13 protein-coding genes are annotated in these 12,516 nt (G+C 64.3%); 12 read left to right on the top strand and 1 reads right to left on the bottom strand.

The genetic code is table 11. From position 1 onward, the window contains the following. Positions 1–45: 45 nt before the first annotated feature. Genes recA through QFZ47_RS12165 form a run of 3 tightly spaced genes read left to right on the top strand, consistent with a single transcriptional unit; the run spans position 46 to position 2,056 of the window. Entirely contained in the window at positions 46–1,164 is a 1,119-nt protein-coding gene (gene recA, locus QFZ47_RS12175; protein WP_307655869.1) for a recombinase RecA, read from the top strand. Between the two features lie 27 nt (positions 1,165–1,191). Next, positions 1,192–1,647: a recombination regulator RecX gene (gene recX / locus QFZ47_RS12170; RefSeq protein WP_307655868.1), complete on the top strand. Its 456-nt coding sequence runs from the start codon at positions 1,192–1,194 to the stop codon at positions 1,645–1,647. Next, positions 1,634–2,056 (top strand): SRPBCC family protein, encoded by a 423-nt coding sequence (locus tag QFZ47_RS12165; RefSeq protein ID WP_307655867.1) that lies wholly within the window; start codon positions 1,634–1,636, stop codon positions 2,054–2,056. The genes recX and QFZ47_RS12165 overlap by 14 nt, the downstream gene beginning before the upstream one ends. 28 nt (positions 2,057–2,084) lie before the next feature. On the opposite strand, the gene argC is transcribed toward QFZ47_RS12165, so the two are convergent. Continuing rightward, on the bottom strand, positions 2,085–3,008 hold the full coding sequence (gene argC, locus QFZ47_RS12160; RefSeq protein WP_307655866.1) for an N-acetyl-gamma-glutamyl-phosphate reductase: 924 nt from the start codon (positions 3,006–3,008) through the stop codon (positions 2,085–2,087). A gap of 203 nt (positions 3,009–3,211) precedes the next feature. On the opposite strand from argC, the gene sucC reads away from it, so the two are divergent. The 9 genes from sucC (at position 3,212) to tfpZ (ending at position 12,412) form a co-directional block, all read left to right on the top strand. Then, the gene (gene sucC, locus QFZ47_RS12155; RefSeq protein WP_307655865.1) at positions 3,212–4,381 is read left to right on the top strand and encodes an ADP-forming succinate--CoA ligase subunit beta; all 1,170 of its coding nucleotides are present in this window, start codon (positions 3,212–3,214) and stop codon (positions 4,379–4,381) included. Between the two features lie 10 nt (positions 4,382–4,391). After that, complete coding sequence (sucD, locus tag QFZ47_RS12150; protein ID WP_307655864.1) at positions 4,392–5,285, top strand: succinate--CoA ligase subunit alpha; 894 nt, start codon at positions 4,392–4,394, stop codon at positions 5,283–5,285. A 102-nt stretch (positions 5,286–5,387) separates the two neighbouring features. Further along, entirely contained in the window at positions 5,388–6,074 is a 687-nt protein-coding gene (locus QFZ47_RS12145) for a TerC family protein (protein ID WP_307655863.1), read from the top strand. Positions 6,075–6,106: 32 nt separating this feature from the next. Next, complete coding sequence (locus QFZ47_RS12140) at positions 6,107–6,907, top strand: Stp1/IreP family PP2C-type Ser/Thr phosphatase (protein WP_307655862.1); 801 nt, start codon at positions 6,107–6,109, stop codon at positions 6,905–6,907. Between the two features lie 24 nt (positions 6,908–6,931). Beyond that, the gene (locus QFZ47_RS12135) at positions 6,932–7,585 is read left to right on the top strand and encodes an FHA domain-containing protein (protein WP_307655861.1); all 654 of its coding nucleotides are present in this window, start codon (positions 6,932–6,934) and stop codon (positions 7,583–7,585) included. A 35-nt stretch (positions 7,586–7,620) separates the two neighbouring features. After that, positions 7,621–9,900: a CHASE2 domain-containing protein gene (locus QFZ47_RS12130; protein ID WP_307655860.1), complete on the top strand. Its 2,280-nt coding sequence runs from the start codon at positions 7,621–7,623 to the stop codon at positions 9,898–9,900. Between the two features lie 35 nt (positions 9,901–9,935). Next, positions 9,936–10,739 (top strand): 3',5'-cyclic-nucleotide phosphodiesterase, encoded by an 804-nt coding sequence (locus QFZ47_RS12125; RefSeq protein ID WP_307655859.1) that lies wholly within the window; start codon positions 9,936–9,938, stop codon positions 10,737–10,739. A gap of 205 nt (positions 10,740–10,944) precedes the next feature. After that, positions 10,945–11,502, top strand: coding sequence for a pilin (locus QFZ47_RS12120; RefSeq protein ID WP_307655858.1), 558 nt, complete (start codon positions 10,945–10,947; stop codon positions 11,500–11,502). A gap of 106 nt (positions 11,503–11,608) precedes the next feature. Beyond that, entirely contained in the window at positions 11,609–12,412 is an 804-nt protein-coding gene (tfpZ, locus tag QFZ47_RS12115) for a TfpX/TfpZ family type IV pilin accessory protein (RefSeq protein ID WP_307655857.1), read from the top strand. Positions 12,413–12,516: the final 104 nt, after the last annotated feature.

The raw sequence follows: 12,516 nt of genomic DNA, 5'->3' as shown, positions 1-12,516 counted from the left end.
GACCGCAACCACACACAAACCGTTGATTTTCAAGGAGATTTCTTCATGGACGCACTCGTCAAAGGCACCAGCATCTCGGTCGCAGGCAGCGAAAAGGCCAAGGCACTGCAAGCCGCCCTGGCCCAGATCGAAAAGCAGTTCGGCAAGGGCACGATCATGCGGCTCGGCGAGGGCGAGGCGCTCGAAGACGTGCAGGTGGTTTCCACCGGCTCGCTGGGCCTGGACATCGCGCTGGGCGTCGGCGGCCTGCCGCGCGGCCGCGTCATCGAAATCTACGGCCCGGAATCCTCGGGCAAGACCACGCTCACGCTGCAGGTCATCGCCGAGATGCAGAAGCAGGCCGGCACCTGCGCTTTTGTCGATGCCGAGCACGCGCTCGACGTGCAGTACGCCCAGAAGCTCGGCGTGAACCTGTCCGACCTGCTCATCAGCCAGCCCGACACCGGCGAGCAGGCGCTCGAAATCGTCGATTCGCTGGTGCGCTCGGGCGCCGTCGACCTGATCGTGGTCGACTCGGTCGCCGCGCTCACGCCCAAGGCCGAAATCGAAGGCGAAATGGGCGACTCGCTGCCCGGCCTGCAGGCCCGCCTGATGAGCCAGGCGCTGCGCAAGCTCACCGCCACCATCAAGAAGACCAACTGCATGGTCATCTTCATCAACCAGATCCGCATGAAGATCGGCGTGATGTTCGGCTCGCCCGAAACCACCACCGGCGGCAATGCGCTGAAGTTCTACGCCTCGGTGCGGCTGGACATCCGCCGCATCGGCACCATCAAGAAGGGCGACGAGGCCATCGGCAACGAAACCAAGGTCAAGGTGGTGAAGAACAAGGTCTCGCCTCCCTTCAAGACGGCCGAGTTCGACATCCTGTTCGGCGAAGGCATCAGCCGCGAAGGCGAAATCATCGACATGGGCGTCACGGCCAAGATCCTCGACAAGTCGGGCGCCTGGTACGCCTACAACGGCGAAAAGATCGGCCAGGGCCGCGACAACGCCCGCGAGTTCCTGCGCGAGAACCCCGAGCTGTCGCGCGAGATCGAGAACAAGGTGCGCGAGTCGCTGGGCATTCCGCTGCTGGCGGCCGATGCCAACGCCCCCGCCCCGGAAAAGGCCGAGAAGCCCGCCAAGGCGGCCAAGGCCGACAAAGCCGACAAGGGCGAGTAAGCAGGCGAGCACGCACGGAAGCGGCGCATGGCTTTCGGTGCCCCCTCCCTCAAAGGCCGCGCGCTGCGGCTCCTGAGCCAGCGCGAGCATTCGCGCGCGGAGCTGGAGCGCAAGCTGGCCAGGCACGAAGAAGCACCCGGCGAACTGGCCCGCGCACTCGACGAGCTGGCCGCAAAGGACTTCATCAGCGAGCCGCGCGTGGTGGCCTCGGTGCTGGACCAGCGCGCCGCTCGCTCGGGCGCACTGCGGGTGCGGCAGGAACTGCAGGCCAAGGGCATTGCACCGGAGGCCATTGCACAGGCCGTGGCCAGCCTGCAGGACACCGAAGTGGAGCGCGCCACGGCCCTGTGGCGCCGCCGCTTCGACGCACCGCCCGCCGATGCGAAGGAGCGTGCCAAGCAAACCCGCTTCCTGCTGGCGCGCGGCTTTTCGGGCGCGGTGGTGGCCAAGGTACTCAGGAGCGATTTCGATGGCAACGAATGAAGATCCCGCGGCGCAGTCCCGCGTCGTCACGCAGCGCGTGGCCTGCGACTGGCGCCATGCCTATGCGCTGGCTTCCGATCCGGCGCGGCTGCCCGATTGGGCCAGCGGCCTGGCCAAGAGCGCATTGGTCCCGCATGGCGATCACTGGGTGGCCACGACGCCGGACGGCGAAGCCCGCCTGCGCTTCACGCCGGCCAACGAATTCGGCGTGCTCGACCATTGGGTGGCCCCCGAGGGCGTGCCCGAGGTCTATCTGCCGTTCCGCGTGATCGGCGTCGCGCCGGGCATCTGCGAACTGCAGTTCACGCTGCTGCGCCAGCCGCACATGGACGATGCGGCCTTCGAGCGCGACGCCGCCTGGATCGCGCGCGACCTGCAGTCGCTGCGGCGCCTGCTCGAAGCCGGCTGACGATCCGCCGCCTGCCGGTGGCTGGCGCTCAGAGCGCCAGCATCAGCTTCAGGTTCTGCACCGCGGCGCCGCTCGCGCCCTTGCCCAGGTTGTCGAGGCGCGTGATCACCACGGCGTGGCGGTGGTCCTCGTTCGGGAACACGCGGATCTCGAGATTGTTGGTGTCGTTGAGCGCCAGCGCGTCGAGCTTGCCGTCGTTGGTGGGCGGCAGCACCTTCACGAAATGCTCGGGCGTGTTGCTCTTGGCGTAGTGCGCGGCCAGGGCCTCGTGCAGGTCGCCGGCCTTCGGCTTGCCGGGCAGCAGGTCGAGGTGCAGCGGCAGCTGCACCAGCATGCCCTGCTTGAAATTGCCCACCGAAGGAATGAAGACCGGCCGGCGGGTCAGGCCGGTGTACTTCATGATTTCAGGGATGTGCTTGTGCTTGAGGCCGAGCGCATAGGTCTCGAAAAGCGGCGCCTTGCCGTTCTCGTAGTCTTCGATCATGGCCCGCCCGCCGCCCGAATAGCCGCTCACCGAAGGCAGCGAAATCGGAAAGTCGGCCGGCAGCAGGCCGGCATCGACCAGCGGGCGCACCATGGCGATGGCGCCCGTCGCATAGCAGCCCGGGTTGCCGACGCGGTCCGCCGCGGCCACGGCCTGCCAGTGGCCTTCCACCAGTTCAGGAAAGCCGAACACCCAGCCGGGCGCCACGCGGTGCGCGGTGGAGGCGTCGATGATCTTGGGCTTTTTGCCCGACAGCTGATCGATCAGCGCGACCGATTCGCGCGCCGCATCGTCGTGCAGGCACAGCACCACCAGGTCGACGCCGGCCATCAGCTCGCGCTTGGCGGCCGCGTCTTTTCGCAGCTCGGGCGCAATGCTCACGAGTTCGATCTGCGGCATCGTCTGGAGCCGCTCGCGAATCTGCAAACCGGTGGTGCCGGCTTCGCCGTCGATGAAAACCTTGGCCATATCGGAGTATGCGTAGAGGAGCTAGAAGAAAGTACGTATTGACCGCAAGGTCGCCTCGTGTATTGGTGCGCCGCACCATGATACAGTCCGCGGTTGTTCGCCGCCCCCAGCCGCCAGGCTGCCGTCGCCCGCGAGCAACAGAGCCAAAGACGCCTCAGACCCCAGATCTCCCGTTCTCAACCTCCTTCCGAGAGACATCCCTCATGAAGATTCACGAGTACCAAGGCAAGGAAATTCTTGCCAAGTTCGGCGTGCCGGTGCCGCGCGGCATTCCGGCCTACACGGTTCAGGAGGCGGTCGAGGCCGCCCAGAAACTTGGAGGCCCGGTATGGGTCGTCAAGGCCCAGATCCACGCGGGTGGCCGCGGCAAGGGCGGTGGCGTCAAGGTGGCCAAGTCCATCGAAGACGTCAAGAAGCTCGCCGGCGAAATTCTCGGCATGCAGCTCAAGACCCACCAGACCGGCCCCGAAGGCCAGAAGGTGCGCCGCCTCTACATCGAAGATGGCGCCGACATCAACAAGGAATACTACATCTCGGCCGTGACCGACCGCGCGACCCAGAAGGTCGCGTTCATCGCGTCGAGCGAAGGCGGCATGGACATCGAGGAAGTGGCCCACTCCTCGCCAGAGAAGATCATCACGGTGTTCGCCGACCCTGCGGCCGGCCTCACCGACGCGCAAGCCAAGCAGATCGCCGACGGCATCGGCATGCCGGCCGACTCGACCGCGCAAACGGTCGACATCCTCAAGAAGCTCTACACCTGCTACATGGAGACGGACGCCTCGCTGGTCGAGATCAACCCGCTCAACCGTGACAGCAAGGGCAAGGTCATGGCGCTGGACGCCAAGTTCAACTTCGACAGCAACGCGCTGTTCCGCCACCCCGAAATCGTGGCCCTGCGCGACCTCGACGAAGAAGACGCGGCCGAAGTCGAAGCCTCCAAGTTCGACCTCGCCTACATCAGCCTGGACGGCAACATCGGCTGCCTCGTGAACGGTGCCGGCCTGGCCATGGCCACCATGGACACCATCAAGCTGTTCGGCGGCGAGCCGGCCAACTTCCTGGACGTGGGCGGCGGCGCCACCCCCGAGAAGGTCACCGAAGCCTTCAAGATCATGCTGAAGAACAAGAACGTGGAAGCCATCCTCGTCAACATCTTCGGCGGCATCATGAAGTGCGACACCATCGCCACCGGCGTGATCGCGGCCTGCAAGGCCGTGAACCTGCAAGTGCCGCTGGTCGTGCGCATGAAGGGCACCAACGAAGTCGAAGGCAAGAAGCTGCTGGCCGATTCGGGCCTGCCGATCATCAGCGCCGACACCATGGCGGACGCGGCCCAGAAGGTCGTTGCAGCGGTCAAGGCCAAGGCCTAAGGAACAAGTCATGTCGATCTACATCAACAAAGACACCAAAGTCATCACGCAAGGCATCACCGGCAAGACCGGCCAGTTCCACACCGAGAAGTGCCAGGAATACGCGAACGGCAAGAACGCCTTCGTGGCGGGCGTGAATCCCAAGAAGGCCGGCGAGTCGATCTTCAACATCCCGATCTTCGGTTCGGTGAAGGAAGCCGCCTCGCAAACCGGCGCCACCGTGTCGGTGATCTACGTGCCGCCGGCAGGTGCCGCGGCCGCCATCTGGGAAGCCGTCGAGGCCGACCTGGACATGGCGATCTGCATCACCGAAGGCATTCCGGTTCGCGACATGCTCGAAGTGCGCAACAGGATGAAGGCCAAGGAAGCGGCCGGCGGCAAGAAGACCTTGCTGCTGGGTCCCAACTGCCCCGGCCTGATCACGCCCGACGAAATCAAGATCGGCATCATGCCCGGCCACATCCACCGCAAGGGCCGCATCGGCGTGGTCAGCCGCTCGGGCACGCTCACGTATGAAGCCGTGGCGCAGCTCACCGAAATCGGCCTTGGCCAATCGTCGGCCGTCGGCATTGGCGGCGACCCGATCAATGGCCTGAAGCACATCGACGTGATGCAGGCCTTCAACGACGACCCCGACACCGACGCCGTCATCATGATCGGCGAAATCGGCGGCCCCGACGAAGCCGACGCGGCCCGCTGGTGCAAGGAACACATGAAGAAGCCGGTGGTCGGCTTCATCGCCGGTGTCACCGCCCCTCCCGGCAAGCGCATGGGCCACGCCGGCGCGCTGATCTCGGGCGGCGCCGACACGGCCGATGCCAAGCTCGCCATCATGGAGGAGTGCGGCTTCACCGTGACGCGCAACTTCTCGGAACTTGCCAAGCTGCTCAAGGCACAGCTCTAGACAAGCCCCGGCAGTTTCTCCGCGATCCCACGCAAAAAGAAAAAGCGCCCGCAATCTGGATTGCGGGCGCTTTTTTCACTACAACACAGTGGAACAAGAGACATGGAACTCCTTCAAAGCACCGACTTCTGGATCGGCCTGATCAAGATTGTCTGGATCAACATCATTCTTTCGGGCGACAACGCCGTGGTGATTGCCATGGCGGCCCGTTCGCTGCCGCCCGCGCAGCAGCAAAAAGCCGTTCTGTTCGGCTCGGGCGCGGCCGTGGTGCTGCGCATCGTGCTCACGGTGGTGGCGGCCAAGCTGCTGGCGCTGCCCTATCTGCAGATCGTCGGCGGCCTGCTGCTGCTGTGGATCGGCCTTCAGCTGCTGAGCGAAGAAGACGAAGGCGAAGGCGATGCCAAGGAATACGGCAGCATGATGGCGGCCGTGCGCACCATCCTGCTGGCCGACCTGGTCATGAGCCTGGACAACGTGATTGCCGTGGCGGCCGCTGCGCAGGGCAACATGGTGCTGCTGGTGCTTGGCCTGGCCATCAGCATTCCGCTGGTGATCTTCGGCAGCACGCTCATGATCAAGCTGATGGAACGCTTTCCGATCGTCGTCATGCTGGGCGCCGCCCTGATCGGCTGGGTCGGCGGCGAAACCATTGCAAGCGACGTCTCGCTGCGGGAGGTGCTGGTTGCAAACCCCTGGCTGCACTATGCGGCGGCAGCCGCCGGTGCGTTGTTCGTGGTGGCCGTGGGCCGCCTGCTTCAGCGGCGCGCGCAAGCCGTTGCGGGGCACTGAAACCGTCGCGCGTCGACGCTTTTTGAAAATATATGGCAAGTGTCGGCGCGTCCCTTTTTTCCACCCGGCCCCATCTCGTGTGGGAGTTTGCGGCGCTGACCGATGTCGGGCGCACGCGCGCCCACAACGAGGACGACCTGCGCGTCGACCCGGCCCTCGGCCTGGCGGTGCTGGCCGATGGCATGGGCGGCTACAAGGGCGGCGAAGTGGCCAGCGCCATGGCCGTGTCGCTGGTGCAGGCCAGCTTCGCGCGCTGGTTCGCGCAAGCCGGCCTGCAGGCGCCGGCGCGGGTGGTCCGGCGTGCCTTGCAGGCGGCCACCGACGAGGCCAATTCCGCCATCTTCGATGCCGGCCTGGACAATGCCGAACTGCAGGGCATGGGAACCACCCTGGTGCTGGCCGCGTTCCGGCCGCAGCGCGTGCTGGTCGGCCACATCGGCGATTCGCGCTGCTACCGCCTTCGCAACAACAAGCTCGAGCAGCTCACGCGCGACCACTCGCTGCGCCAGCAGCAGCTCGACGCCGGCGCCATCACGGCCGAAGAAGCGCTGATTTCACCGCACCGCAACCTGGTGACGCGCGCCATGGGCGTGGAGCCACAGGTGGTGCTGGAAATGCACGAACACACCGCAAGGCCCGACGATCTCTATATGCTCTGCTCCGACGGGCTCAGCGAGATGGTCCCGGATGCGCAGCTTTTCACGCTTTTGAATCACGATGTCGAGCTTCAGCAGAAAGCCTCACTGTTGGTTGCGGTTGCCAACGACAATGGCGGCCGGGACAATATTTCAGTTGTCCTGGCCAGGGCGCGCGTTGGCAGTGCGCCTGAATAAAAACATGCATTCAGGGAGTCGGCAATGCCGAAGATGATCATTTCGATCGATGGCACTGTCATCGGGCAAATGGCGCTTGCCAAAGACCGGACCACGCTGGGGCGGCGCGCCTACAACGACATCGTGCTCGACAATCTCGCCGTCAGCGGTGAGCATGCCGTGCTGCACATGCGCGGCGCCGAAGTCGAAATTGAAGATCTCAACAGCACCAACGGCACCTACGTCAATGCGATCGTTGTCCAGAAGCAGCAGAAGCTCAAGGACAACGACGTCATCGAAATCGGTGGCTGCCGCCTGCACTTCCGCGCGCGCAGCAGCGTGGCCGCCAATGCCGCTTCCACGCGCAATGCGCGCGGCGAGTACCCGGCGTCCGTTCCGCTGTCGGCCGCGCCCACCGAAGCCGGCGCGCTGCTCGAACTGGGCGTGCCCGTGCTGCGCGTTCTTTCCGGCGCCGACCAGGGGCAGGAAGTGCCGCTGCAGAAAGTGGTCACCACCATTGGCAAGCCCGGCGTTGCGGTTGCGGTCGTCACGCGCCGCCGGCAGGGCTACATGGCCTCCACCATCATGGGCGGCGTCACGCTCAACGGCGCTCCGCTCGGCGCCGACCCCGTCGGACTGCAGGAAAGCGACGTGCTGGAACTCGGCGGCGCCACGCGCATGCAGTTCGTGCGGGTCTGATTTTCGCGGCGCAGCAGCGCCTAGGGTGCACTAGCGTGACCGCGCTCAGGCGCCACTGGCCGCGCATTGCCATCACCCTGCTGCCGGTCTTGCTCGCGCTGGCGCATGCCACCGGCCTCTGGCGCCTGGATGCCATCGACCGGCTCGACCACCTGATCTACGACACGCGCCTGCGCGCCACCATGCCCGGCACGCTCGACCCGCGCATCGTGATCGTCGACGTCGACGACGCCAGCCTCACCCGGCAGGGCCAATGGCCCTGGGCGCGCGACAAGCTGGCCCGGCTCACCCGGGAGCTCACCGGGCGGCAGCAGGCCGCGGCGCTGGGCTTCGACGTGATGTTCGTCGAGCCCGACCGGAGCGCCAGCCTCGACAAGCTGCGCCAGATTGCGCGCGGCCCGCTGCGCGACATGCCGGGCCTGGCCGCCGAAATCGACCGGCTCGCCCCCACGCTCGACAACGACGCCGCCTTTGCCGCCGCCATGCAAGGCCAGCGCGTGGCGCTCGGCTACTACTTCACGCGCACCGAAAAGCCCGGCGCCAAGGGCCAGCTGCCGCCGGCCCCGCTGCTGCGGGCCGAAGCCTTTCCGCCGGGCCGCGGCTACGCCACGGGCTGGAACGGCTTTGGTGCCAGCCTGCCCGTGCTGGCCGCTGCCGCGCCGGCGGCGGGTTTTCTCAACACGCTGGTCATGTCGAACGGCGACGGCGTCATCCGCGCCGTGCCGCTCATCGCCCGCTATGAGGGCGACCAGGCCCGGCCCGGCTACTACGAGTCGCTCGCGCTCGCCGTCTACCGGCTCGCCAGCGGCACGCCGCCCGTGCGGCCGGCATTTGCACCAGGTGGACCAGGCGGCGCCGCGCCGCGGCTCCAGTCATTGCTGGCAGGCGGCCTGCGCATACCCGTCGACGAAGCCGCCTCCATGCAGGTGCCGTTCCGCGGCCCCGGCGGCGCGCACGGCGGATCGTTCCGCTACGTGTCCGCCGGCGACGTGCTCGAAGGGCGGCTCGCGCCGGGCGAGCTGAAGGACCGCATCGTGCTGGTCGGCGCCACCGCGCCAGGCTTGCAAGACCTGCGCGCCACCCCCGTGGGCGCCGCCTTTCCCGGCGTCGAAGTGCATGCCAACATCGTCTCGGCCATGCTCGACCATCGCCTGCTCGCGGTGCCCGACTACGCCCCCGGCTACGAAGTGCTCAGCGTGCTGGCCGCGGGGCTCGTGCTGGCGCTGGGCCTCACGCTGCTGCCGGCCCCGCGCGCGGTGGTGCTCGCCCTTGCCACCGTCGCGGCCCTGGTCGGCGTGAACGCCTGGCTCTACCAGCGCCACAGCCTCGTGCTGCCGCTCGCCTCCGCGCTGGCCATGGCGGCGCTCGCCTTTGCCTTCAACATGGGCTGGGGCTACTTCATCGAGTCGCGTGCGCGCCGCGGCCTCATGCGGCTTTTCGGCACCTACGTGCCGCCGCAGCTGGTCGACGAAATGCTCGCGACCCCCGGCCGCTACAGCATGCGCGCCGAGAGCAAGACCATGACCGTCATGTTCTGCGACATGCGCAACTTCACCCGCCTGTCCGAGCAGATGGCCCCGGCCGAGCTGCAGACTTTCCTCAACACCGTGTTCAACCGGCTCACCCACGTCATCAGCACCCACCGCGGCACCGTCGACAAATACATGGGCGACTGCGTCATGGCCTTCTGGGGCGCGCCCATCGACACCCCCGAGCACGCCACCCTGGCCGTGCGCGCCGCGCTCGACATGGCCGAGGCCGTGCGCAACATCAACAACATCCACCGCACCACCGGCCGCCCTGAAATCAGCGTGGGCATCGGCCTCAACAGCGGCGTCATGAGCGTGGGCGACATGGGCTCGGCCGCGCGCCGCAGCTATACCGTGGTGGGCGATGCGGTCAACCTCGCCTCCCGCCTCGAAGGCCTGAGCGTGCACTACGGTGTCGAGATCGTCGCCAGTGCCGCCACCCGCGAACTCGCACCCGGCTTCGTCTGGCAGGAGCTCGACAGCGTGCTCGTCAAGGGCCGCGCCCAGGCCGTGGCCGTGTTCACGCCGCTGCACGCCAATACCGAGAGCGAGCAGCAGCCAACGCCTGCCGCACTGCAGCAATCCGCCCAGCTGCAGCGCTGGGCCGACGTGCTTGCCGCCTACCGCCGCCAGGACTGGGCCGTGGGCCGGAACCTGCTGGATCCGCTCTTGGCCGCGGATGCCAAAAAAATCCTTTACCAGCTCTACGCACAACGATTAGCCTCCATGGCGTTGCGGCCCCAAGACCCCGAATGGGACGGCGCAACCCGGTTCGAAACCAAATGACGGCAGCAGAAGACACAAGCAGAGGGTCTCTCACAATGCAGGTTCGCGTGCTGGGTTGCTCGGGCGCCATTGCCAAGGACTGCCGGACCACCTCGTTCCTGATCGACACCGACCTGCTCGTCGATGCGGGCACCGGCGTGGGCGACCTCACCCTCGAAGAAATGGCCGGCATCGACAACGTGGTGCTCACCCACAGCCACCTCGACCACATTGCCGCGCTCCCCCTCATGCTCGACGCCGTGGGCGGCCGCCGCACCCGCCCGCTGCGCGTGCACGCCCTGCGCGCCACCATCGAGGCCCTGCGCGCCCATGTGTTCAACAACGTCATCTGGCCCGACTTCGAGAGCATTCCAAGCCCCGAGGCCCCCTTCGTGAGCTTTCACGACATTGCCGTGGGCCAGGTGCTGCAACTGGGCGCCGCCGCCCCCAAGCGCATCGAGGTGCTGCCGGCCGTGCACACCGTGCCCGCCTGCGGCTTTGCCGTGAGCCGCGCCGAGGGCGGCGCCAACTGGGTCTTCACCGGCGACACCGAGCGCAACACCCCCTTCTGGGACCGCCTCAACGCGCTGGACGTGGCCATGCTCGTCATAGAAACAGCATTCAGCAACCGCGAGCAGGCCCTGGCGGAACGCAGCCTGCATCTGTCGCCGCGGGCGCTGGCCGACGAGCTGGCGCACATCGATCCGGGCAAGAAGTTTCCTATCTACATCACGCATACCAAGCCGGCGGAAACCGAAGAGATCATGTGGCAGATCGAGCACCTGGCCGGGCATCAGGTGGCGGGGCTGGCGCAGCGGGATATTCGGTGGTTGAAGGCGGATGGGGTGTTGACTTTTTGAGTCGGGCGGCGCCTAGCGCGCTGACAAATTTGTCACGACTCGTAGCATTTAGAAGCGATTTCTGTCACTTGATGTAACCAATATGAGTGCAAAGTGCTCAGTTCTGGCGGCATCGGGCCTCGAAGCGGGGTGGCACAGATGCTGCGGAAGTTACTGCGCTCCGGGCTTGGTTCCCGGGCTCTACAAACCAACCTGGAGTTTTTGAATGAACCGTCGTTCTATCGCACGCAACGTGCAAAAGGGTTTCACCCTTATCGAATTGATGATCGTTGTGGCGATCATTGGTATCTTGGCTGCTGTGGCGCTGCCGGCTTATCAGGACTACACGATTCGTGCCAAGGTGACTGAAGGTCTGATCTTGGGTAGCGCGCTTAAGACGACGGTTGCGGACAATGCTGCCAATGCTCTTCCTGATGCCTCGGGTGGTCTGTTTGCTAGCATGACCACCGGCACGAGGGCTGCGCCAACTACGTGTAGTGCCGCTGGTACCTGCGTTCTAACCGCTCCGACCAAAAACATTGCGACCATTACCGGAACCACTGGAAATGGCTTGATTTCGATCGCATTCACTACTGACATCGCGCCGGCCGCATCGAACACGCTGGAACTCTGGCCTTCGTCGAACGGTGCACTCTTGGCTGTGGCTACCCCCCCGCCAGGCCCGATCGTTTGGACTTGCTACACGGTTGGCAAGACAGCGATCAATGGCGCGACCAATGGCGCAACGCTCTTGGCAAAATACGCACCTGCCGAGTGCCGCTAATTAGTTGATTGGCTTTTAAAAAAAGGAAGGCCGCGATAGCGGCCTTCCTTTTTTGCGTTCAGAGGATGGTTTGTTGTTTGTGCATTTTGCGGAGTTGGGGAGCCGAATGTCAGATGAATATTTGATCAAAAAAATCTCGGCAGTGAATCTTCGATTTAGAGCGGCGGGAAGAGCAGCCCTACTGCATTGCTTGGGCTGTCTGGTTGTCGCCTTAATTGCCGCGGCACTAGTCTTCGGGATTTGGTTTCCCCATCCGTATGAAGCAATTGAGGGAGGGGGGAAGTTATTTGCACTGGTTATATCGATTGATGTTGTATGTGGACCATTGCTCACTTTCATTCTTTTTGACCCGAAAAAATCAAACAAAGAACTAGTGCGAGATCTTTCATTCGTTGTCCTTGTTCAATTGGCGGCGTTGGTTTACGGTCTCTGCAGCGTGTATATTGCCCGGCCCGTCTTTTTGGCATTTGAAGTAGATAGATTCCAGGTAATCAGCGCAGCCGAGATTTCAGAACAAGATCTTTCAAACGCAAGACAACCATTTCAAAAATTGAGTGTTCTTGGGCCAGCAGTAATCGCTGTGGAAGTACCAAAACCAGGTGACCCTACATACTTGCAGAGCATAGAACTTACTCTCAATGGTTTAGAGCCATCGCTCCGCCCAAGCTTGTGGCGTTCCTATGATGAGCAAAGAGAGTCGGTTAAGCGCAAACTGCGTTCAATAGCTGAACTGAAGCTGCGGCATCAAGAAAAACACATACTAATCAACTCAGAGATTGCTAAAACCGGAATGCCGGAAGATGAACTAGGCTACTTGCCAGTTGTCGGTCGAGGGGGTTCTGGATGGATTGCGCTCATTACTCGAAATGAAGCCAACTTATTGGGGTTTGTCGAAGTTGATGGATTTTGATTGTTGAATTCCAGCGATCTCTGACCTTAGATTTCCGCAAAAACTGACCTATCCGCTTTGCGAGCCTGAAGGCTTCACGGTGTGGATCCGTGCTTGATGTTCTC

This window comes from Variovorax paradoxus (assembly GCF_030815975.1).
GTDB classification, from domain to species: Bacteria; Pseudomonadota; Gammaproteobacteria; order Burkholderiales; family Burkholderiaceae_C; genus Variovorax; species Variovorax paradoxus_N.
This window is presented reverse-complemented; position numbering and strand designations above follow the sequence as displayed.